The sequence below is a fragment of the Brucella pituitosa genome (genome assembly GCF_965577835.1).
Taxonomy (GTDB): domain Bacteria; phylum Pseudomonadota; class Alphaproteobacteria; order Rhizobiales; family Rhizobiaceae; genus Brucella; species Brucella pituitosa.
On record NZ_OZ264094.1, the window covers coordinates 403,138 to 425,426 of the forward strand.

A 22,289-nucleotide genomic window follows, 5' to 3' on the forward strand; every position below is an offset into this window, starting at 1 on the left:
CACACAACACAATAGTTTTGGCAACGATTACCCTTGCGCATGTCACCAGAACGCATGAATACGATCGGTCATCGAGGCTGGCAGGGTATTCTTAGCGACCATTGATCTCCCGATGCTCCAATTGTCGGAGCATTTTGACCAACTGCCCATTCTCCGCCCGCAACCTGGCGACCAGTTCGCGTTTCAGATCGGCATTCTCAATTTCCAGAGCTAACAATTCAGCCTGAATATCGGACGCGGCAACGATCCAATTTGTCGCTTCTTGTTTCTGCAAAACCAATTTTTTCAAACGACGTCGAACAAATGGCTTTTTCTCCCCGACAACAGTCGCTTCTGTTATGCCAGCTGTTTGCGGTTCTTCCCTTGTGGTAGGCGCTTCTTCAGGTTCTGGCGTATCAATGTCGGAAAGTGCTGGCCCGGCTGGAGCGTCATCAACTTTCTCAATGACCGGTTCCGTCAACGATACAGCTTTTGTGGATTTGATATCAGTGCTGCGCTCGACCGGCCTGGTTAGATCAGATTGAAGCTGAACATCCAACGGAGATTGCGGCGCATCCGCTTTCACTTGCCGGGCAATCGACTTCAAATCCAGATTTCCCCACAAAGATGACGAGCCCTTGCGGGCACGCCTGTTTTTATATTCAACGACAACATTACGGTTTGGATTTTTCATCCGTGAATAGCTTTCCCGGCAAAATGTGAAGACGCTCTGTGAGCGCTAAAGAGCTTTTATCAGTAGCTACATATTATACGTCAGGTTTTCAACATTCGATAGAGCGTTGGACCCAATCAGTATGCTCTGAATACAAGCCTGTCTCCTCCTGAACACATGAAGTACACCGCCGTATTGTTACATGAGCTATTGACCTATATGTTTGACGCCTAAATGAATTTCCAAACAACAATCCGGAGCAATCTACCATGCCAGACGAGACCATTGCGACAGTAAACGAAACACCAGTTGACGTGAAAGCCGCCGAGCCTGTGGGTGACACAAAGAAAACTCGCGCACCACGCAAAAAAGGTGAGCCTAAACCTGCAAAGCCAGCTGCAACACCTGCTTCTAAAGCATCCAAGGCAGCATCCGTTATAGCAGAGCCTGTAGCGCGGACGATCAAGAAATATACGCCCGCACAACGCGCTTCCATTCTTGCGTCAGTTGAAAAGGCCACCAAAAATGGCAAAACCACGTTGAAAACTGCACTACAACAGTTGGAAGTCAGCGAACAGACCTATTACAACTGGAAGAACGCCGCCGGAAAAGCAGCACCGGCAGCAGCAAAGACAGCGGCAAACGACGACCTGAAATCGCTTGTCGCCCTTGAAGCCGAAAATCTGAGGCTGCGTCAGGAACTGGCTGCAAAATTGCGCGCAGAAAATGAAGAATTGCGCAAACGCCTCGGACAGGCTTGAGACTAACTGCAATCGTAGTGTCTGCGAAAGCGTCATCAAAACAGGTGACTTCCCTCATGCTAGTCACTTGCTCGCCTTCTTCGAAGCGACAAGCGGATGCGATGGCATCCTGATGGAAATCCTGGCGGCGCAGCATATCTCTTACTCTCGCGTCGATCCAAGACAGGCGCGGGAATTCGCACGTGCACTTGGCGGATTTCCTGCGCCGTCGCAAACAGTTAGTCGATACGCGCAAGGCGGAAAAACTGCGCCATCATAGTGCAAATCAGCCTGAATTACTGCGCGATATCGATACTATGATCGTCACCCTGAACCGTCGCATTAACAAGCTCGACGGGCAGATCAAGGCTGCCAGGCGTTTTGTCTCCAGGCTAGCCACGCAATTTGGTGAGCCGCGTGTCGTCGTGACGGACAAGTTGCGTAGCTACACCAAGCCGATACAAAACTTGGCGCCAGTTGCTAACTATCGGGCCCACAAGGGCCTGAATAACAGAATTGAAAACTGACCTCGCCAAACCAGGAAGGAGAGAAAATCATGGGGTGGTTCAAATCGCCACGTCAAGCGCAACGCTTCCTGTTAGCTTCGTTTCGCGTCGGCGACGCTCCAGTCGTACCCATTGTAATTAGCGGTGAGAATAGGCACGGCAGATAGCCCGATTACCATTGCATCTCACCGGTCTAGGGATATAGCCTGGTGTCCAGAAATTCACGCGGCTTTATCATGCCACATCACCTGAAATTATCTGCCTGATTAGTCCTCTTGTTTTCATTGCAGGAGTGCTCGAAACGACCGAAAATGGGTATTTGTGACGTAATTAGTCAGTAGTTTCGTAAGCGATTTTACCGTTTTCGGCATGTGCATGCCTCATAGCCTCCAGCAAATAATCGGCCAGGTTTCATACCGATGTGAGCAGGAACGTCGAGCAACGTTGTAACACGCAGCGCCTTGGCCATGGCAATTGAAGCCTCTGCACAAATGGCGGCATCTTCGGCAGCATTGTGATGTTTGAAGCTCAATCCCAGATAACTGGCCAGTACATTTAATTTATGTGACGACAGATTGGGCCAGACCTTTTGTGCCATTTTGACCGAGCAAAGATATTGAAGCGCGGGATAGCTCTTTCGGTATTGATCAAGACACGCACGCCAGACACTGAAATCAAAAGAAGCGTTATGCGCAATCATTGTTGCGCCGCAGAAATCATCGGCAAACTCATCCATAACTTCAGGAAATTCAGCCGCATCTTCGACATGTTCCGGTCTAATGCCATGAATGGCGATGTTGAAAGAAGAAAAGCGCATCTCTTTGGGGCGGATCAATCGTTCGACGACACGCATAACGCGGCCGTTTTCAATCCATGCCAAGCCCACTGAGCAGGCGCTTCCCCGCTGTTCATTTGCGGTTTCAAAATCAACGGCAATAATTTTCAAGTTGCACTCCAGCTATTGTTTAAGCTGTTTAAGTCTAAGCTCGACAATTGGCAAATGTGGGCGGTCAGCAGAAACTGAGACGCATCCCCAAATTCCGGCGAAAGGAAAACGGGATTGCTGAACTGCATCGACTACAGATCAACTCATACGATCAGCCTTGCCGCTTTTCCTGATTTGCGTTCAGCATAATTGTAGTAGCGCGCTGCGTGATTGACGGATTTATGCTGCGACTGCTGCATAAACTCGGACAGGGAATGCCGTTGCGAGCGGCTTGTGTGAGACTGCCAAAGCGCCGGCCTCCAAACTTTGAGATTATGCTGCTTCTTGCAGAATAGTGCGGATAGGCAGTGGTGCTGTACCAAGATATCCTGCAACCATCCTGGTGATATGCTCCACAATATCGGCTTCATCGGAAAGTGAGTGGCCGCAGTCATTGAGAACGATGGCATGGGTCAACGTCTCTATTGGAAAGCGTAGCCAGCATCTTGTCGACCATTGTTCCGAACTCCCCCCGAGACTCACGTGAATCAATTATCGTGAGCACCGTTTCGACAGAACTTGTGGCTACGCTAAAGCCTGGCTAGCATCGGCTCAACTGCTTTCCCGGTCTGTCCCCCCGAATCCATGATGGAAGCCACCGTGAACGAACCGACCGCCATTGAAATTTCAGTCGAAGCCGCATCTCATAAGGGCGAATTTTTCCTAGTCGATGCCAGCTTCTTGAGTAACGGCAGGGTCCCCGGCATAGAAATCGCCAACGAAGAGAAGCTGGTCCATCCGGGGATGAATGTCGTCTCGCGTCCTAACGGAATGCCAGATCAGTATCCGGAGCGTCCCCACCTGGTTCATGTACCGGAGAAGGGCGGAATGCCGCGCGATCTGGAAGAACTCTCTGGCATATGGATTGTGTCGGAACCTTTGAAGCAACTGTTTGAGCAGATGGACGCCGAGGCGTTTGCATTTATGGCATGCGACTTCAGCCTTGCTGACGGCAGCCTCGGTCCTCAGTACTATCTAGGCAATGTGCTGCGTAGACTCGATGCCCTGGATGAAGCCTCCTCTCGCGTGAGGATCAAGCTCGACCACAATTATCAGACCGGCGAGGACGAGAAACTTTATAGCCTCGTCGGCGGAGCCAGCTTGGTGTTCAAACCGGATGTTGTGGGAGATGCCCATATCTTCCGCCAGGATCTAATGGGAGCGCCTCCCATCTGCGACCGCGCCATGTTTGATGCATTGAGTGCGGCCAACTTCTCTGGCGTACGGCTGCGCGATGTAGCCGATATCTAAGAAGGGCCCCTTTAAACGGATTTTTGAATGAGGTTTGTGCGCATGGTCGATGCACCGGTTTTTCAGGGGCACCATCTGAGAACGCGGCATCCATGCACTCAGACGGCAAATCCAAGGACTGAGCGTCTGCCTGGATCGGTCTCACCTGCCTAAGCAAGGCCCGAACTATTCGTTCAAAAACCAATGACGATGGCTCTAAATTGTTCATTGACAGCTATCACGTGGTCGGGCCCACGTGCGGATGATCGCCTCTCAACCCCGATTTCAGACATCTGGGCTGGACTTTCAAAGCAACCTCGACGACCGTCCACTGCGCCGTTTGGCATTGTTGTAATAGTCAGAAGCCTGCTGGACAGAGCGATGGCGGGATTGTTCCATGGCTTCGGGCAGCGGGATACCGCGATTGGCCGCTTCGGTGAGATAGCCGGAACGCAGACCGTGGGCGGAGAATTCACTTGCATCAAGACCTGCCATTTGTGCGCGCTGCTTGACGATCCGGTTGATGGCGCTGGGTTCCAGTGCCCGCGCGGAAACATTGCCCCAGCGGTCGACCTTGCGAAACACACTGCCCTTGTCGATCCTGGCTGCTTCCAGCCAGTGAGTAAGGGCTTCGACGGGACGGCCGGTCAGATAGACGATTTCGTCCTGATCAGTACCACTGGTTTTGGTGCGGCCGAGATGGATGCCGAGCGAAGGGAGGGGAGGGCCGTTCTCATCGGTGACAGGCGCCTGTTTGACAAGCTGTTCCGTTCGCAGTCCGGCAATTTCGCTGCGCCGGCGCCCGCCCGAGGCAAAGGCTACCATCAGGATTGCCCGGTCACGCAAGGCGGTGAGATCCTCGCCTGAACAGGTCGCCAGGAGTTTTGCTAAAATATCGCCGGTGATTGCACTGGCACTCTTGCGGCTGCGCGGCCGGTTGATGGCGCGGACCGCAAGCCGAATGGCCGATTTGACGGCCGGTGACGAAAACGACCCATGCAGCCCGCGCCAGCGGGTCAGTGTTGACCAGTTGGCAAGACGACGGCGGACGGTTGCCGGTGCATGTGGTCCGGACACACGCAGAAAGCCGCCTCGGCGCAATTCTTCTTCCACGCCGGCCGGCATGCCGTGATCGGCTTCGATCTCGCGTTGTTTAGGCCGCCAGAGATGATGGGCGACGAATTTCAGTAGTAGAGCTTCAGGCGCGGGAAAGGGGAGGGGGGTGCCGGTTGCAGCCATCGACCAGGCTTCGAGATAGGCGAGATCCGAGGTCAGCGCGCGCAGCGTGTTTTCGCCCATGCCTTCATTGACCAGATGACGGAGCGTCTCGACATCCTGATCGGTCAAAATCTTGGCCAGCATGTCACGGCGGTTTATCGGCAGAACAGCTGCAATCGTGTCGAGCGCATCAGCGCGCAGATGGAACCCGTCGTCCGGCCTGGAAAGATTAGTGTTCATTCTCTAACGGTCCGAGAATGATGACTCCTTCCGAACGGGCGGCGGCAGCAAGCTTTCGATCACCGGTTGCCAACGGGACTTTTTCTGCGAGAGACAGGGCAAGATAGGAGGCATCATAGCCGCTTAAACCATGTCGCTCGCAAAAGCCGAGTACGGCCCCGTCGCCCCCTGAGCCAAAATCCTCTAAGGGGAAGCCACGCAACTGCGCCATCAATAATAGGGCTTCACCTGGTTTGAGCCGTTTGCGGCGTTCGGATACAAAAAACAGATTGCGGGCTTCGAACCAAAAAAGGGATGGCACGAAAGCAACAGATGTGCGCAGGTCGGACATCAAACGATCGGTCGCGTCGTGTTGTTCGTCTGGCAGGAACCAGGCCGCGGCTATGGATGCATCAAGAACAAAAGACATCAGTAGCGGCGGCCTTCCTCGATCCACTCACGAATCTCGTCCTGTGTTGTCGACTGCCGCGTGAGACGTTGGGCCTTGATCTCCGCGATCAGCGCTTCGACGTTGTTTTCACGGCGAATGCGTGAAAGCTTTGCGATGGGCGTATTGCCGCGTGAGATAATGACCTCTTCCCCCGCTTCAACTTTCGCCAGCAGTTCCGAGAGATGGGTTTTGGCTTCTGCAACCTTGACTGAAACGGTCATGTGGAATGCTCCGTTGGAGAATGGTTTGGACGGCCTTCAACACCGCTTTTAATAGCAATAATTAACAGCATGACGGTATTTGGTCAAGTGTTGGCCACATAGCATTCGATAACCATAATTGTAGGTTTACAGTCTAAGCAAGGATCGGAAACAAAATGCCTGTTTTTTGAGCGAGTGCCCTTCTGATTTGCAGTTCGATGTAAAACGCTCTCGCTTCTTTTAAGGTGGACCAGCTTAGTACCTGTAAATGCGCGTGGAGGAGGGTGTGAATTGCAATATATAGATCAGATTATAATGTTCGCTGCGGGCATATGGATGAGTGCGGTCGGCTTTGACCACATTAAATTCAGCAGTGATCAGGAATGGTTCAATCGCTTTGTTTGGCACTTTAAATGGATGGGTCCGCTGCTGGCACTGATTGCTGTTGCGCTGGCCTTTGCACCACGTCAATAAAATGGTCCGCCGAACAAATACTCGAGCGGAGCGGAGCTAAAAAGAGGGCTAACCCACAAGTGATCAGTCTTCGAAATTCATTCACTGATATCGTTTGTTGAATGCGTCTTAATAGCTGGTTCCAGCGGGAAAATTGTGGCGGTTGCTTCGCGAGCCGAACTGACAGTTTGACGGCTTTGAACCAATTTCAGTCATTAGCGTAGCATTGCCTCGCAGTCGAAACCGGACGTTCATGCTTATCATGCATTCAACGTCTGAGAAGGTGAAGGGTTTCGGGTGCCGTCAGGCGTACGAAAGCCCCTCATGCAGGAACCCGCGGGCCAGATTGTAATGGTTATGGGGATTTCGATTTTCGGCTGACGTTGGTGATAGGGATGGCATTTCCGGAAAGCGCCTGGATAGTAACAAACGGATTGCCTGGTTGTTTCTCATCCTGATGCTGTGTGTGCTTCGCGTCGGTGAATGTAGTCTTATCGGTACCGATGGTCACCATATCCGCACACGGCTCCGTTGCCGGAAGTGTGGCACCTGCGGCTGATGTCTGAATGCTGTCACACCGGGTCATGGTGAGGTCTCCCGGTATGTTGACGCTGCATTCGGAGGTCCGCGTGGCTTTCTACAGCATTCGAACACTTCGATGACAATCATGCGTCCACCGCAGCAGGGACATGGGGTGCGGGAGTCGTCCGGTGTATCGGGCGTATCGTCATCGGGCGGTGCGGCGACGTTGAGGAGTTCACGGGCAAGTGCAAGGCTGGCCTTGCGGGCGGAACTGGCGAGCAACCCATAGTGGCGGATACGATGGAAGCCGTGCGGCAGGACATGGATCAGGAAGCGGCGAATGAACTCGTCAGCCGTGATCGTCATGATCTGCTGGCGGTCGCAGCTGTCGCGGCGGTAGTCCTTGTAGCGGAAGGTTACACCACTCTGGTCGAATGCGATCAGCCTGCTGTTCGAGATTGCGACCCGATGGGTGTAGCGCGACAGATAGGCTAGCACCGCCTCGGGCCCTGCAAACGGTGCCTTGGAATAGACCACCCAGCGTTTCTTTCGGGCTGGAGAAAGGTAGCGCAGGAATGCCCGCCGCTCGGTGAGGTGTGTCATCAATCCATAGAAGCCAAGCCGCCCGGCGTCGTGCAGGGCAACCAGCCGTGTGAGGAACAGTCGTCGAAACAGTTTGCCGAGCACGCGTACGGGAAACAGAAAGGCCGGGAGCGATGCTATCCATCGACTTCCGTCCCTGGCGATGCCCCCGCCAGGCACGACCATGTGGACATGTGGATGATGCGTTATCGCGGAACCCCATGTGTGAAGGACTGCGGTGATGCCAATGCGCGCGCCGAGGTGCTTGCGATCAGCCGCGATGGTCAGCATCGTCTCTGATGCTGCTTTGAACAGCAAATCGTAGACGAGCGCCTTGTTCTGGAACGCAATATCGGCGATCTCGGTTGGCAGCGTGAACACAACATGGAAGTAGCCCACTGGAAGCAAGTCTGCCTCTCGTTCGGCCAACCACGTCCGCGCGGATGCGCCCTGACACTTCGGACAGTGCCGGTTGCGACAGGAGTTGTAGGCAATACGCCAGTACCCGCAATCCTCACAGGCTTCGACGTGGCCGCCGAGCGCTGCGGTGCGGCAGTTCTCGATCGCCGACATGACCTTGAGCTGGGTGAGGCTAAGGTGCCCGGCATGAGCGGTACGGTAGGCAGGCCCTGCTGCACGGAAAATATCGGCAACCTCAATCGAGGCACGCACGGCTCAGCTGTCGGGTGTCTTGCCTTCCATCAGCGCCATCAGCCGGTCGAGAGGCCCCGCGACCGCGTGGATCGTTCGGGTGGAGACCTTGGCGTAAAGCGCGGTTGTCTCGAGCTTGCTGTGTCCGAGCAGAACCTGAATGATCCGGATATCGGTTCCGTCCTCCAGAAGGTGGGTGGCAAAGCTGTGGCGTAATGTATGCGGGCTGACGCGCTTGTGGATACCGGCAACCTCGGCGGCTTCCTGCACCGCACGATGCAATTGTCGCGACGAGATCGGACCGGTGCGGCTGCGTCCCGGAAACAGCCAGCCATGGGGCAGCATGACGCCGCGCCGCTTGCCTTCGCGCCACCATAGCCGCAAAAGTTCCAGAAGTTGCGGAGAAAGCATGGCATTGCGGTCCTTGCGTCCCTTGCCCTGCTCGACCCGGATCAACATGCGCGTTGAATCGATATCATCGACCTTGAGATGGGCGACTTCGGAGACACGCAAGCCCGCACCATAAGCGACAGCGAGTGCCGCCTTGTATTTGATGCCTGGTGCCGCCTCGAGCAACTGTGCAGCTTCCTCTATGCTCAGCACATCGGGTAGTTTGCGTGGATTGCGGGTTATCACCAGCATTCGCGCCAAATCCCGCCGCTTCAGCGTCACCGTGAACAGAAAGCGGAGCGCCGAAACTGTGCTGTTGATTGTGGCCGGTCCCACACCATCATCATGTTGGTACAGTTGGTAGCGTCGGATATCCTCGGCATCCGCAGTGTCGGGAGGTCGCCCGAGGAAAGCGGCAAAGCGACGGACATGTCGAATGTAATCATGCTGTGTATGGGATCCCAGGCCCCGCATCACCATATCTTGCTGCATACGCTGGCGAAGTGGTGTGGTAGGGACATCATTGTGAAATATGGTCATTGCGAGTTCCTCCTGTTGAAAGGAACTCCATGTTCTAACCATAACCCCTATTTGCCCAGTGCTTCAGACTAAAACGTCAAACCTTGCCACATGCGCCCTCCCGCGTAGCGGGTTCGTGCATGGGGTCGGAAACGGTCATAGATAACTGTTTAGTTCCATGGCTGCTGTTGCATACGCGATCACCGAAGCCGGCCCGAGTGCTTCGGGCCGCGTAGTTGTCATTCCCAATATCTCTGCATCGGTTAGCAGAAGCTAGAAACCGACGCTGAGTTTGGCATTGAAGCCGTTCTGTTTGGCGCCTGATGCGAACTGGCCGTTATAGGAGATGCCGAGAGTGGCATCTTCTGTCAGCTTGAAATCAAGCCCCGCTTCGATGAGAGCCGCATCTTCGGCAATCGGAAGACCGGAGACTGTGAAGGCATCCGAACCGATGAAGCTTGCAGTGGAAACCGGCGTGATATCGCCATAGGCATGTCGCCAGCCAAGGTCGGTTCGTGCCGTTGCCGTGACGCTGCCCAGAACAAACTCTGTCGATGCGCGGAACCCGAGCGTCGAGAAGCTGGTATCCGTCGTTCCGGACTGAACGGATAGAGCTGCTGCGGTCTGGCCCTTTTCATCAAACCCGTCGGTCTTGAGGCGAACATAGGCAAGACCCGCATAAGGCTCGAACAGGGCTTTGCCAGAATGGATCTTATAGCCAAGTTCGCCAAAGACCTGGAAACTTCCCGCATCATAATCACCGGTCAGATTATCGGCAAAGCCGGGGAAGGCGACAGAACGGTTCATGTCGACATTATGCCATGTATAGGCAAGACCGGACCGGAATGCCAGGGCATGACCGTTATTGAGCGTCCATTCGGTTCCGGCATAGGCACCGAGCGTATAATTATCGCTGCTGCCCGATGAGGCGCGATCATCCACATCAAAACTGGAATGGCTGTAGCCGGCCAGAAGGCCGAGACGCCATGTGTCGAGGACCGTGCCATCAATACCGGTGACAAAGCCGCCAACAGATGATTTTACAGCGCCCGCATTGCCGTTGCCATCCTGTCTGGTCCATGCGCCATAGGCATAGCCCCAGGCGGCATAGAGATTTTGAACTGGAGCAATGCTGGCTGGAGCCACAGTATCGATGGCCGAGGCTGAAGCCGATACATGTCTCTGCGATCCGGCATAGGACAGCGCATTGATCGGCGTTGCCGGCGTGCCGCCAAACGCCTGCTGCAGACGACCGAGGGCTGCGTTGCGGATAAACTGGCTGTCGTTGATCAAAACGCCCTTGGCGGAAGCATACGCCTCGCCGGAAAGGCTGTCGAATGCCGCACGCGCCTCATCGGCCGACAGCATCAACAGGGTATTATAGAGCGTAAGCGACGAACCTGTCTGCGCCAGCGTATCCAGACCGCCAGCGGTTGCGAGCTGATTGCGGGTCTGGGCCACAGTCGTAAAGAGGGCAGGGGAGGGCTGTTCAGGCTCAGAGGTGCCGGGGTCAACGGGTGCTGGGCAACCTGTCTTCAAGCAGATTTTGAGGTCTGCCGCTGTGTCGTCATAGGCAAGGCTCATATCGAGAAAGGCTGAGTTAGACACAACGCCTGCAAATTCACCGCTGATGCCACCGTCCGCGGTCAGGATATGATAGAGCTGACCGTTCTGGTAACTGGTTTCTGGATCGATGGTCTTGACCGAGACATTGCTGCCGGAAACTGTAGCTGTTCCCGCCACATCAACACGATCAGAAGTGCCATTGCCGGCTATTTCGATCTCAAGCACCGAGCCAGGTGCGAGCGTCAGATTGCCATCGATGGTCAGTGTGCCGATGGAATTGCCGGGCGACAAGATACCGCCCGATTGAGCCGTCGTCTCGCCGACCGAGCCGTAACCGCCCAGAGTGGCACCGGATAAAACGGAGATGTTGCCACCGAGGACAGCGCTGCTGTTGTTGACATCGCCAACGATCAGCTTTCCATCTGCGACTGTGGTGGTACCCGTAAAGCTTGAGTTGTTGCCATTGAGGAGGAGAGTATCCGTACTGACCTTAACGAGTTCACCACCCAGTGAATTCACGAATTGGCCGGAAAAACTGCCGCCATATACGCGCAATAGGTCGTTACCCCACGAGACCGTACCGCCATTTCCCGGCGTTGCGTCCTGTAAGTTGCGAATTGCCCCACCATGGCCGGAGAAATCGATTGTTGCGCCTGTGGCAACGCGTGTCGCCCCTGCGATGCTCGTGAGAATACCCAGCGAGCTATTTCCATCAATAAGGCGGCCAAAGGCAACTGTTATAGTTGCATCTTGGGCTGTCGGAGTGCCGATGACGTCCATGATAACGTCACCTGCTCCGTCAACCGCTCCGATCACCAGATTGCCCTGAAGTGAGAATTCTTGACCCGATCCGCCATTGAGCCAGAGTTCTGTGCCTGTTGCAGTACTGATCGTGCCCGTTTTGCCGGCCGCAACCAGATAGCTGTTGATTGTGGAGCTTCCCAGAGCAGAGTGTAGTCGTCCGCCGCTAAGCGTAATCAGGCCAGTGCCGAGTGCATCGATGACGCCGTCTGTTTCGTGATTGGCGACGACTGTTCCACCCGATATCGTAGTGCCGCCGGTATAGGTGTTCGCCCCCGTCAGACTGGTGCGGCCTGAAACCGTATTGACTGTTCCGTTGCCGCTGATCGCCGGAGCAAACACGTAATCATTCGCTGTATGATTGAAAACAATGGTGCCATTGCCGTTACCAAGGGTGATGGTGGATGAGTCGACGGTACCGGGCGCGGCCGCAGGGGAATCCGCATCAGCGCCAATCGCGAGCGTACCCGTTCCCCAACCCAGTTGCGCTACGGTTATGCTATGGGCAGATAACACACCGCCATTCTTGACAATGAGCGAGGCGGAACCAGCCACTCCCACAACCAGCTCACCAGCATTCTCCCATCGCGCGTTCGGACCGTCGATGACAGCAATCCCATTGGAGTTCGAACCCTCCCCGATCCTTCCAAAGCCAGAGGAAACCACGCCGCCCTCGGCAACAAGCAAATCACCGTTTCCGAAACGACCAACATATAGCATATCGTCAATGATCCAAGACGAACCTCTACCTGTCACTGTCGCATTGCCCGCAGCATTGCTAGTCTCAGAACCAACCGATCCATATCCAGATCTGATGCTACCGCCATCTGCAATGAGAAGTTCACCTGTACCTGCTCGGCCGACCTGCAATATGTCGTTAATCGTCCAGCTGGAGTTTTGTCCGGTCACGGTGACAGTACCCATTGATCCGGCAAAGTAACCAACAACGCCCCGCATACTCGAGGCCACGCCGCTACCCGCAATCGTCAGCGTACCGCTGCCTTCTCTGCCGATATAAAGGTCGCCGTTCATGGTCCAGCTTGACCCCATGCCACTGACCTCAACAGTGCCCTCGCCACTTTCGAACAGTCCGAGAGCGCCTTCGTTGCTGTTGACTGCCGCTCCGTCCTCAATCGCAAGCTTACCGCTGCCCAGATTGCCGACATTAAGCTGGTTCGTAATCTCCCATCGGGAACTGGAACCGGTAACAGTGACCACACCCGCCGCTGTGGGATTCGACACGCCGATGTCCACAAGAAGGCTTGAGGCAACACTTCCGCTGATCACGACGGGATAAGGCAGAGACGTGTCGATGCTGACGCTGTCTTGGCTGTCTGGCACAGCTCCATCCTGCCAATTTACGCTGTCAAACCAGTCAGATGAGCCGGTGCCGGTCCAAACACTTTGCGCAATGGCAGGCGTAACCGCGAATGTCGCCGAACTCAAGACCACAAAGCTGGAGAATGAGGCTGTAGAAAACAGTTTTGCTTTTCGTGACAAGCGCATAAATGAGGCCCCTGACTGGTCGCCGACGCCGTTTGAGTTTTCATCCGGCTCGTATTGGTTATGTCGAGAAAAAATTTCCCCCGCGAAATTATGTGGCAGACTAAAGGCTATTCAATCCCAGTTCTACTAATCAATTCTAATCAATTCTTGCAAATTCTTGCAGAAATAGTCTTATTCTTGCGTACTCGCTGCCCTGCTGTAAAAATTCTGCTAGAAAGTCAAAGCAGTTGGAGGGGCGGTGCATAACGACACCCTATTACGCCTCAGCGGCTTATTCTGGCGAAAATTGCGGAAAGTCCAGCAGTTTGGGGGGAAGGGGAGGGCAAGACATTGACCCGGAAGGGAATTATCGCAGCAGCGCGTAATAAACATGCGATCAGAGCGTAGGAGTGCACGCGCGCGATTGCAAAACACAGTCCACCGAAACTTGCCGAAATCTGCCCGATAGACTGGAAACTCGGGCGATTCCAGTCGTCCTGGCCGACTGACATACTGATTTGCGGCCTGAAATCAATACGCTTCGATAAGCATCGGCATGTTGTGCAAGATGGCGGCGATCTGTGAGTTCTGACGGATAGTCAATAATAGGTGGTTTAGCTGCCTAAGCCCTTTCTGGCCCGTCAATATTAGCTTTGTTGAACATCAGTTAAAATGCCAGTTATGCAGTTAGCGTGATACCACGGCTGCGCACAAAATAAGTCAGCCGTGGTAGCCAGTTTGTTTATGGGTGATGGATTAAGTGTGCTTCCTAGCGCTCTTTATAATTTCAACCACCATTTTCGAGGCCGTCTTCAGGGAGTTCTCCGGAAGAAATTCGTAGATTGAGTGGAAATTATGGGCGCCGCAGAAGAGATTGGGGCAAGGGACACCCTTTTCAGAAAGGACGGCACCGTCATAGCCGCCCCGCATCGGAATGGACTTTGGTTCAACCCCAATAGTCTTCATCGCGCTTAAAGCGAGTTCAACCGGGTAGCGATTTTCGCCCTGAAGGCTTTCTGCAACGTTACGATAGACGGGCTTGTAGTCAAAACCGACTATGTCTTCGCCAGACAACTGATTGAAGCTGGCAGCTAAATTCTCGATGAACTGTCGCCGCTTTTCAAATCCATCGCTGGTAAAGTCGCGAATATCTATTGTGAGAGTGGTCTTTGCGACGGTGCCTTCAATTCCCTTTACCCAGTAATAGCCTTCGGTGCCTTCGGTATATTCAGGACGCTCACCGCCGGGCAGCATAGCAATGAACTGCTGTGCGTGGAGAATAGAGTTGCGCAGCTTGCCCTTGGCCGACATTGGATGCGCAGGCTGGCCGGTAAAACTGATACGGAATTCTCCCGCGTTCCAGTTTTCATAGACGATTTCGCCGATAGCGCAGCAATCAAGCGTATATGCGAAATCTGCATTCAACGATGATGTGTCAAGTGCTTTGGCACCAAGCAGCCCAATTTCTTCATCGGGTACAAAAACGACTTTTACCGGGCCATGTTCGATTTCGGGATGATTGGTGAGATACTGAACGGCATCCATAATTTCAGCGATAGCAGACTTATTGTCAGCGCCGAGCAGGCTTGCGCCATCCGTTACAATGATGCGATCACCGACATAGTCGAGAAGTTCCGGAAACTCGGACGCCCGCATGACAGCGTTGGTTGCTTCGTTAAGAACAATGTCACCGCCGTTATATTCGACAATGTGTGCATGTGTGTCGGTCGCATATTCTGCAGACGTATCAAGATGCGCAACCCATGCGATCGTTGGGAAATTATGATTTTCCGTTGATACATTGGCCGCTAATGTGCCCACCACAATAGAATGATCATGCTCTTCAACATCAAGTCCCAGAACGCGCATTTCACCTGCAAGAAGAGTTGCAAGCTGTGTCTGGCCTTCGCTTGAGGGAAGCTTGCCGGCATTGGGAACGGCTGTGGTGTTAATACGCGTGTAGTTCAAAAAACGTTCTGTGATGTTCATAGCAAATCTTCTTAGGCATTGAGCCGATTTAAGGCTCAGAAAATGTCTCTTAATTGTTAGAGTTGCGGGCGATGATAAACCCGCAACCCGATTATGTCCGGCTTGTTATCCGACCAGATTCATATGGTTTTATTCATCGATGTCGACGTCTTCAAAGAGATAGCCACCAAAGGGATCGATTTTGAAGTCTTTAACTTTAGTGCTTACAGGTTGCTCTACTACCTGATGCGCAATCGTCAGCCATGGAGCTTGCTCCTTGAATATGACCTGTGCCTGCTCATAGAACTTTGTGCGTTCGGCCTGATCGGTGGTTAGTTTGGCAGCGCGGATCAGTTTTTCAAACTCTTCATTGCACCAGTTCGCGCGATTTGCACTGCCGACAGCCTGACAGCCAAGGAGAGCCGCCAGAAAGTTGTCGGGGTCCGCAATGCCGCCGGTCCAGCCCAGCATAACTGCGCCGTCACGGTCTTTTTCCAGCGAGCGCTTGAGATATTCACCCCAGTCATAGGTAATGATTTCCGCGTTAACACCCGCTTTTGCAAAATCTGATTGTATCAGTTCGGCAGCCCGGCGCGCATTTGGCATATAAGGGCGCTGCACAGGCATGGCCCAGATTTTCATTTTAAGGTCTTTAACGCCTGCTTCTTCCAGCAATTTGCGCGCCTGCTCTGGATCATAAGGATCATCCTTGACGTCCTTGTTATAGCCCCAGACTGAAGGCGGGAGTGGGTTTACAGAAACAATAGCCGAGCCGTTATAGACGGCCTCGATGATTGCGGGCTTGTTGACGGCCATATTGAGTGCTTTTCGCACGCGGACATCATCAAATGGCTTTTGCTGTGTGTTGTAAGCAAGAAATGAGAGGTTCAATCCATCTTTGCTCAGCATCGATATGGAAGGATCCTGCTTCATTTCCGCAATATCGGCCGGATTGGGAGCGGCGATGACGTGGCACTCGCCTGTTTTCAGTTTCTGATGCCGGACTGCCGCGTCCGGTGTTATCGCGAAGATAAGATTATCAATCTTCTGACGGCCGCCCCAATAATCTGGATTGGCTTTGTAACGTATGGCGCTGTCTTTCTGATAGGCGACAAACTGATAAGGGCCCGTTCCAACCGGTTGCTGACTGAAATCTTCCAATCGGCCTTCAGCAACGAGTTTATCCGCATATTCCTTTGACTGAATTGCAGAGAACGTCAGCGAAAGTGTTGAGATGAAGGTTGCTTCAGGCTGTGAGAGTACAAACTTGACGGTGTTGTCGTCAATCTTTTCAATCTTCTCGATCAGCGAAGGGAAAGAATAAGCGCCGAACTGTGGCCAAGTACCCTGATTATAATAGGGGTTCTTTTCATCGCCCTGACGCTCAAAAGTGAATACTACGTCATCGGAACTGAACTCACGCGTCGGTGTGAAGAAATCTGTCGTGTGAAACTTCACGCCTTTTCGCAAATGGAATGTATATTCTTTGCCGTCTTGAGAAACGTCCCAGCTTTCCGCGAGGCCTGGCTCAAGCTCGGTCGAACCACGCTTTATTTTAATAAGAGTGTTCGCAATATTGCGTGCTGATGCATCATACACGGCACCTGAGGTGGTTTGTGCGGCGTCAAAATTTTCTGGAGATGCTTCGGAGCAATAAACTAATGTCTTCGAAAAACTTTGTGTTAATGCAGTACTATTGAAAGCCGTAATCACAAGCGCTGCTGAAATTAGTTTCCCAAGTTCTTTCATAAAACTCTATCCCTTATATTTACGCAAACACTCCGAGCGGAGCGATCAAATGCTGAGCATCTAATTGATTCTACAGATCAGTATAGTCCTATATTGAGCGCCTGGAGACGTGCTGCACAAGGTTAAAAATGGCAATAGCCAACCGTGGGTCAAGACTATTGCTCCGGGGGTGATAACTTACATTTGCCCCAGATGAACTTTATGAAATCAGCCTTGCGGCCTTTCCTGATCTGCGTTCTGCATTATTGTAATAGTCAAAAGCCTGCTGGACAGAGCGATGACGCGATTGTACCATAGCCTCGGGTAGAGGAATGCCGCGATTGGCCGCTTCTGTGAGGTAGCCGGAGCGCAGGCCGTAGGCGGAGATTTCTGTGGCATCAAGACCTGCCATTTGCGCGCGCTGCTTGACGATCCGGTTTATAGCAATGGGTTCGAGCGCCCGCGCGGAAACATTGCCCCAGCGATCAATCTTGCGAAACACGCTGCCCTTGTCGATCCGCGCTGCTTCGAGCCACCGCGTGAGGGCGTCGACGAGTCGCCCGGTCAGATAGACGATTTCATCGTGATCGGCGCCACTGGTTTTGGTTCGCCCGAGATGAATGCCGAGCGAGGGGAGGGGAGAGCCGCTCTCATCGGTGACAGGCGTCTGTTTGACGAGCTGTTCTGTTCGCAAGCTGGCAACTTCGCTGCGGCGACGCCCATCGGAGGCAAAGGCCACCATCAGGATGGCTTGATCGCGCAGGGCGGTCAAATCCTCACCGGAACAGGTTGCCAGAAGTTTGCCCAGAATATCGCCAGTGATGGCATTGGCACTCTTGCGGGCTCTGGGCCGGTTGGTGGCCCGGACGGCTAACCGGATCGTCGATTTGACGGGAGGTGACGAAAACGGCCCTTCGAGCCCCCGCCAGCGCGTCAATGTCGACCAGTTCGCCAGACGCCGACGCACGGTAGCCGGCGCATGCGGTCCGGACACGCGCAGAAAGCCTTGCGCGCGCAATTGGTGTTCGACACCGACTGGCATGCCATGATCGGGGTCGATCTCGCGCTGCTGCGGCCGCCAGAGATGAGGGGCGATGAATTTCAGCAGCAGCGTTTCGGGCGCCGGAAAGGGGAGGGGACTGCCGGTTACGACCATTGCCCAAGCTTCGAGATAGGCCAGATCCGAGGTCAGCGCACGCAGGGTGTTTTCGCCCATGCCTTTATTGACCAGATGGTGCAAAGTCTCGACGTCCTGATCCGTCAAAATTTCGGCCAGCATATCGCGGCGGTTCATCGGCAAGACAGCCGCGATCGTATCGAGTGCCTCCGCGCGCAATAGTGTTTGTGTTTGATGGCTGTCAGTGACCATGGGCGAGCGAGCCCAGAACAATCGCCCTTTCCGCACGGGCTGCGCCTGCAAGTTTACGGTCAAGCGTGGCCAGGGGCAGACCCTCGGTGAGAGTGAGAGCCAGATAAGCGGCATCATAAGCGCTGAGCTGATGGCGTCGGGCAACCCGAATGACTTCTGTTAGAGTTGGGAATAAAAAGCGACCTGTTTTACCAAGTGAGATTGCGGAATTGCCTTCCGCAACAAGGCAGACAATTAATCTGTCGAGCGCACATTCGACGCTGCGACAATTGTTGAAAAAAGAACTTGTCAGGATCGTTTCGGTGCATCCTACACAATACTGCCTAACAGAAGAAGGGCTCGCTATCTATCACGATGATGCCTCGGAACATAACCCTGGCAACTGTGTTTCGGCGGCAGGCTGATTTCTCCAAACCGAGCCTGATTTGAGGAGTGCGTTTGCAATATTTACAAGCCTTCTGGCGATTACACCGATAACAGGTTTGTACGGTTTGCTGCGTTCTTAAAGTCGTCGAGCAACCTAATTTCAGGATCGAATTTAGGAAATTCTGCTGTGAGTGCTGTGTCATACAACGTTGACGCCCTCAATGGAGGGTTCGCGGGACATATACCCATTCTTTTTCTGCCCGCCTTGCGCCACGCGCGCTTCCAGCTGACTGAGTTGAACGGCAATATATCACTTTGTGCTCTTAGCCCAATCAAATATCAGAAAATCTAGGCTTTGTGCCATAAACCAGTCCAAGTTTTTATCCGCACGCAATCCGTAACTGTTTCGGTGTTATGCCATAAAGCTTTCTGAACGCGGTCGCAAAACTGGCCGGGTTTTCATACCCACACATATAGGCAACCTGAGAAACAGACATGCCTTGCGTTTCAAGTGCGGAGCGGGCGCGTTCGAGCCTTTCATTACGGATAAAGTGAAATACCGTCATCCCGTAATGGTCTTTGAACGTTCGTTGAATAGTCGAAACATTAGAATGTAATGCACGGGCAATGCCGGTGATGGTCAATTCCTGATTGATACTGGCTAGGATATGATCGCGAATATTCTCGGCCTGGCGCCTTTTTCCGATATTTTGCGAGGGCTTTTCTTGGAAATTTCGCCCGGTCTCAGCCAGCAGGTTTGCACAGGCAGTGTAAAGAATATCCATTCCGAGAGAGCGGCGATGCAGCGTCTGCAATTCCCTCTCGACTGATGGCGGAGGATTAAGCATTTGTGCTACCGCTTGGGTAATTTTCTCACCCGGCGTGAATTCAAATGTATTCAGATGCCCGCCCAAAAAATGCTTTAGCTTTGGCATTTCTTCCGGATTTGTATTGAGCAGTGTTTCGATCCACGGCCGCGGAACTGATATTTGAACCTTATTTAATGGAACAGAACTTTCATTGAAAAACCGCAAGGAGCAGAAGTCAGCTACATTGAGCATAAAGACAATGGGCGTTGAACTTTCCCCATCCCCTGCGGTTATGTCAAAGCGAACACCGTCCATCTCGAAATGTTGTGAGCCGTTCAGAAGGACCATTACGAGGAGTTTCGGCCAAACCTCATAAACATTCGAATCCGGCGTGCAACTAGGGGTTCCCTGCGTCGCTCCAACGAAAATTTGCTGCGGTATATTTGGTCGTGTATTCATAGTGTTCTGGTCTCGGCAATTAAACGCCGCCTTTTTAGCGTAGGTTTTTGCCGCTTTTGACGAAGTGATTTTAATCGACACGCGTAATTCTAGCCATATAGATGAGTACGTCAATCAAGTTTAAGCTGCATGTGAACCGCATCGCAGCAGGAGTCGTCGATGTTGCTCGTTTTGCGCCCAGATATTCGTTCTCTTCGTCAAGTTCGGCTTCTTCTATTGACAGCCGCCAGCACCTTAATTTTCGCTGCTTTGCAGCCGGCTGAATATGGCGAAGCTTTCGCAGAAGAGGCTGCTGCGACTATAAAGTTGAACGTTATCGAAGTGAAAGGTCGAGGCGGGGAGAGGGGCGACGGCCCGGTTCAGGGATATGTCGCGCGTCAAAGTTTGACGGCGACAAAAACAGACACACCGATTGAACGTACTCCGCAATCTATTGCGGTGGTCACCAAAGACCAGATGCAGGACCAGAGCGTTCAGTCGGTTGCGGAAGCCCTCCGTTATACTCCCGGTGTGTTCACCGAATATCGCGGTGCTTCTAATCTGAGAGATGAAGTCTTCGCGCGTGGGTTCTATTATATTCCACGCTACCTTGATGGCATGTTCCTTTCCGGCGAGCTGTCTTACGCGCAGATCAACCCCTATTTGCTGGAACGCGTCGAGTTGATTTCCGGCCCATCATCGGTTCTGTATGGTCAGGCCAATCCTGGCGGTATTCTGAATATGGTTTCGAAGAAGCCAACAGATGGACCATTACGTGAGATCGAAGTTTCTGCCGGCACAAATAAACATGTCAGCGCCTCGATTGATATCAGCGATAAAGTTCCTGGAAGTGATGCTTTATCTTATCGTATTGTAGCCACTGGGCTAAGCACGGATCTGCAAGAGAATTACACCAAGAAGCGTGGATATGCGATCGCCCCTTCGCTTACCTGGTCGCCGGATGCGGATACAAAACTCACAGTTTTGGGTGGCTATCAGAATGAACCGCATGCGGGATTCCGCAACTTCCTGGACGCAGCTGGCACCTTGACGTCGATCGAAGGTTATGGCTACGTTCCCCGCGATTTCTTCGTGTCCGATCCGAATTACGAGCACTTCAGCCGCGAGCAGGCATGGATTGGTGCCGAGCTTGAACAGACACTGAATGACACATTTACCTTCCGGCAAAGGGCGAGGTATTATGAGATGAATATGTCTCATCGCTCGCTTATCTGGGGCTCAGCCACTGCTGATCCTGTGACTGGATATGCGACAACGATCACTCGTTCAGCCTCGGGTGGCACGGACAAGTGGAAACAATTTACATCTGACAGCCAGCTTGAGGCAAAATTTGATACTGGAGCATTCGAACATACTATGCTCGCCGGAGTAGATGTACGATATCGTGTGCGCGACTATCGCTGGGGTAGGGCATCCGTACCCTCTATTTCGCTCACGGATCCTCAATATGGCGGGTTCGATTATGACTCTGTTGAGCTTGTTACAAATAGCCTGGAACATCTCACAGCGCGCCAGACGGGTATTTACCTTCAGGATCAGGTGCAGATCGGCGGACTTAATCTTCTGGCCGGGTTACGTTATGACTGGGCGAGCACTGAGATTGATGATCGGCTAAATGGCAATGATCAGTCTTATGACGATAAGGCACTTACTTGGCGTGTTGGCGCGCTTTATTCCTTCGATAACGGCATTGCGCCCTATATCAGCTATTCAACGTCTTTCGATCCGGCTCTCTATTCTCCATTGGCTGGTGAGCCCGCTTTTGATCCAACAACGGCCAGTCAGCTTGAAGTTGGCGTGAAATATGCACCGGAAGGTAGCAATATTTTGCTGACCGCAGCCTATTATGACCTTAAGCAAAATGATGTAGTGAGTGGCGCGTGGGATAGTACGCTCGGCCAAACTGTCTATTCGCAAATTGGCAAGATACACAATCACGGCATCGAACTCTCTGCGCGTGGCGATGTAACAGCCAACCTGTCACTAATTGCAAGCTATGCGTATACGCGGTCAAAAATCGAAGAGTCGGTAACGGCAAGCGAAGTGAACATGACGCCTGCACGTATCCCGGAACATCAGGCTGCTTTGTGGGGAACTTATGACTTTGTCGGTACACATCTCGAAGGTTTGAAGGTTGGTGCTGGTGTCCGTTATATCGGCAAGAGTTGGGGCAACAATGCCAATAGTTTTGAAGTGCCATCTGTGATGCTCGTCGATGCCATGGTCAGCTATGACTTTGGTGCGCTGAAAACTGAGCTGGAAGGCCTTTCTTTGCAAGTAAATGCGAAAAACCTTGGCGACAAAAACTATGTGGCCTCCTGTGCGAATGCTTATGCGTGTTTCTACGGTGAAGGTCGCAGCCTCATCGCAACTCTGAAAAAGGCCTGGTAGTCTTGATATCGCAGCAGTCCCTTATCTCT

18 protein-coding genes and 2 pseudogenes are annotated in these 22,289 nt (G+C 53.0%); 5 read left to right on the forward strand and 15 right to left on the reverse strand.

The genetic code is table 11. From position 1 onward, the window contains the following. Positions 1–91: 91 nt before the first annotated feature. A complete protein-coding gene (locus ACSME1_RS21170) occupies positions 92–673 on the reverse strand; it encodes a hypothetical protein (protein WP_435655758.1) in 582 nt (193 codons plus the stop codon). 248 nt (positions 674–921) lie between these two features. Between ACSME1_RS21170 and ACSME1_RS21175 the strand changes: the two genes are divergently transcribed. Together ACSME1_RS21175 and ACSME1_RS21180 are read left to right on the forward strand one after the other, a co-directional pair. Next, positions 922–1,413, forward strand: coding sequence for a transposase (locus tag ACSME1_RS21175; protein ID WP_105708669.1), 492 nt, complete (start codon positions 922–924; stop codon positions 1,411–1,413). A 344-nt stretch (positions 1,414–1,757) separates the two neighbouring features. Continuing rightward, positions 1,758–1,996: pseudogene (locus ACSME1_RS21180) on the forward strand (DDE-type integrase/transposase/recombinase); the annotation flags it as partial. Positions 1,997–2,253: 257 nt separating this feature from the next. Here the strand turns inward: ACSME1_RS21180 and ACSME1_RS21185 are convergent. The 3 genes and pseudogenes from ACSME1_RS21185 to ACSME1_RS21195 form a co-directional block, all read right to left on the reverse strand. After that, positions 2,254–2,844 (reverse strand): 3'-5' exonuclease, encoded by a 591-nt coding sequence (locus ACSME1_RS21185; RefSeq protein WP_435655759.1) that lies wholly within the window; start codon positions 2,842–2,844, stop codon positions 2,254–2,256. Between the two features lie 143 nt (positions 2,845–2,987). Next, positions 2,988–3,142: pseudogene (locus tag ACSME1_RS21190) on the reverse strand (integrase); the annotation flags it as partial. 14 nt (positions 3,143–3,156) lie between these two features. Then, the gene (locus ACSME1_RS21195; protein WP_435655760.1) at positions 3,157–3,300 is read right to left on the reverse strand and encodes a hypothetical protein; all 144 of its coding nucleotides are present in this window, start codon (positions 3,298–3,300) and stop codon (positions 3,157–3,159) included. A gap of 183 nt (positions 3,301–3,483) precedes the next feature. Between ACSME1_RS21195 and ACSME1_RS21200 the strand changes: the two genes are divergently transcribed. Continuing rightward, positions 3,484–4,134: an imm11 family protein gene (locus ACSME1_RS21200; RefSeq protein ID WP_435655761.1), complete on the forward strand. Its 651-nt coding sequence runs from the start codon at positions 3,484–3,486 to the stop codon at positions 4,132–4,134. A 285-nt stretch (positions 4,135–4,419) separates the two neighbouring features. Here the strand turns inward: ACSME1_RS21200 and ACSME1_RS21205 are convergent, their stop codons facing one another. The 3 genes from ACSME1_RS21205 to ACSME1_RS21215 are packed head-to-tail and all read right to left on the reverse strand — an operon-like array spanning position 4,420 to position 6,222. After that, positions 4,420–5,571 (reverse strand): site-specific integrase, encoded by a 1,152-nt coding sequence (locus ACSME1_RS21205; protein WP_435655762.1) that lies wholly within the window; start codon positions 5,569–5,571, stop codon positions 4,420–4,422. After that, the gene (locus ACSME1_RS21210) at positions 5,561–5,980 is read right to left on the reverse strand and encodes a type II toxin-antitoxin system VapC family toxin (protein ID WP_435655763.1); all 420 of its coding nucleotides are present in this window, start codon (positions 5,978–5,980) and stop codon (positions 5,561–5,563) included. The genes ACSME1_RS21205 and ACSME1_RS21210 overlap by 11 nt, the downstream gene beginning before the upstream one ends. Then, a complete protein-coding gene (locus tag ACSME1_RS21215; protein WP_435655764.1) occupies positions 5,980–6,222 on the reverse strand; it encodes a type II toxin-antitoxin system Phd/YefM family antitoxin in 243 nt (80 codons plus the stop codon). Before ACSME1_RS21215 ends, ACSME1_RS21210 begins: the two co-directional genes overlap by 1 nt. A 315-nt stretch (positions 6,223–6,537) precedes the next feature. Between ACSME1_RS21215 and ACSME1_RS21220 the strand changes: the two genes are divergently transcribed. Next, positions 6,538–6,675: a hypothetical protein gene (locus ACSME1_RS21220; protein WP_181153716.1), complete on the forward strand. Its 138-nt coding sequence runs from the start codon at positions 6,538–6,540 to the stop codon at positions 6,673–6,675. Between the two features lie 334 nt (positions 6,676–7,009). On the opposite strand, the gene ACSME1_RS21225 is transcribed toward ACSME1_RS21220, so the two are convergent. The 8 genes from ACSME1_RS21225 to ACSME1_RS21260 form a co-directional block, all read right to left on the reverse strand. After that, on the reverse strand, positions 7,010–7,240 hold the full coding sequence (locus ACSME1_RS21225; protein ID WP_435655520.1) for a hypothetical protein: 231 nt from the start codon (positions 7,238–7,240) through the stop codon (positions 7,010–7,012). Beyond that, on the reverse strand, positions 7,237–8,430 hold the full coding sequence (locus ACSME1_RS21230) for an IS91 family transposase (RefSeq protein WP_435655519.1): 1,194 nt from the start codon (positions 8,428–8,430) through the stop codon (positions 7,237–7,239). Before ACSME1_RS21230 ends, ACSME1_RS21225 begins: the two co-directional genes overlap by 4 nt. Before the next feature lie 3 nt (positions 8,431–8,433). Continuing rightward, a complete protein-coding gene (locus ACSME1_RS21235; protein ID WP_435655518.1) occupies positions 8,434–9,339 on the reverse strand; it encodes a tyrosine-type recombinase/integrase in 906 nt (301 codons plus the stop codon). Between the two features lie 252 nt (positions 9,340–9,591). Further along, positions 9,592–13,191, reverse strand: coding sequence for an autotransporter domain-containing protein (locus ACSME1_RS21240; protein ID WP_435655765.1), 3,600 nt, complete (start codon positions 13,189–13,191; stop codon positions 9,592–9,594). Between the two features lie 735 nt (positions 13,192–13,926). Further along, positions 13,927–15,159 (reverse strand): peptidase T, encoded by a 1,233-nt coding sequence (pepT, locus tag ACSME1_RS21245; protein ID WP_435655766.1) that lies wholly within the window; start codon positions 15,157–15,159, stop codon positions 13,927–13,929. A gap of 129 nt (positions 15,160–15,288) precedes the next feature. Then, complete coding sequence (locus tag ACSME1_RS21250; RefSeq protein ID WP_435655767.1) at positions 15,289–16,887, reverse strand: ABC transporter substrate-binding protein; 1,599 nt, start codon at positions 16,885–16,887, stop codon at positions 15,289–15,291. A 199-nt stretch (positions 16,888–17,086) separates the two neighbouring features. Further along, positions 17,087–18,235 carry a tyrosine-type recombinase/integrase gene (locus ACSME1_RS21255; protein WP_435655768.1) on the reverse strand — a complete coding sequence of 383 codons (1,149 nt, stop codon included), beginning with the start codon at positions 18,233–18,235 and terminating at the stop codon, positions 17,087–17,089. Between the two features lie 746 nt (positions 18,236–18,981). Beyond that, positions 18,982–19,950: a helix-turn-helix transcriptional regulator gene (locus tag ACSME1_RS21260; RefSeq protein ID WP_435655769.1), complete on the reverse strand. Its 969-nt coding sequence runs from the start codon at positions 19,948–19,950 to the stop codon at positions 18,982–18,984. A 78-nt stretch (positions 19,951–20,028) separates the two neighbouring features. On the opposite strand from ACSME1_RS21260, the gene ACSME1_RS21265 reads away from it, so the two are divergent. Beyond that, positions 20,029–22,260 (forward strand): TonB-dependent siderophore receptor, encoded by a 2,232-nt coding sequence (locus ACSME1_RS21265; protein WP_435655770.1) that lies wholly within the window; start codon positions 20,029–20,031, stop codon positions 22,258–22,260. Positions 22,261–22,289 lie beyond the last annotated feature (29 nt).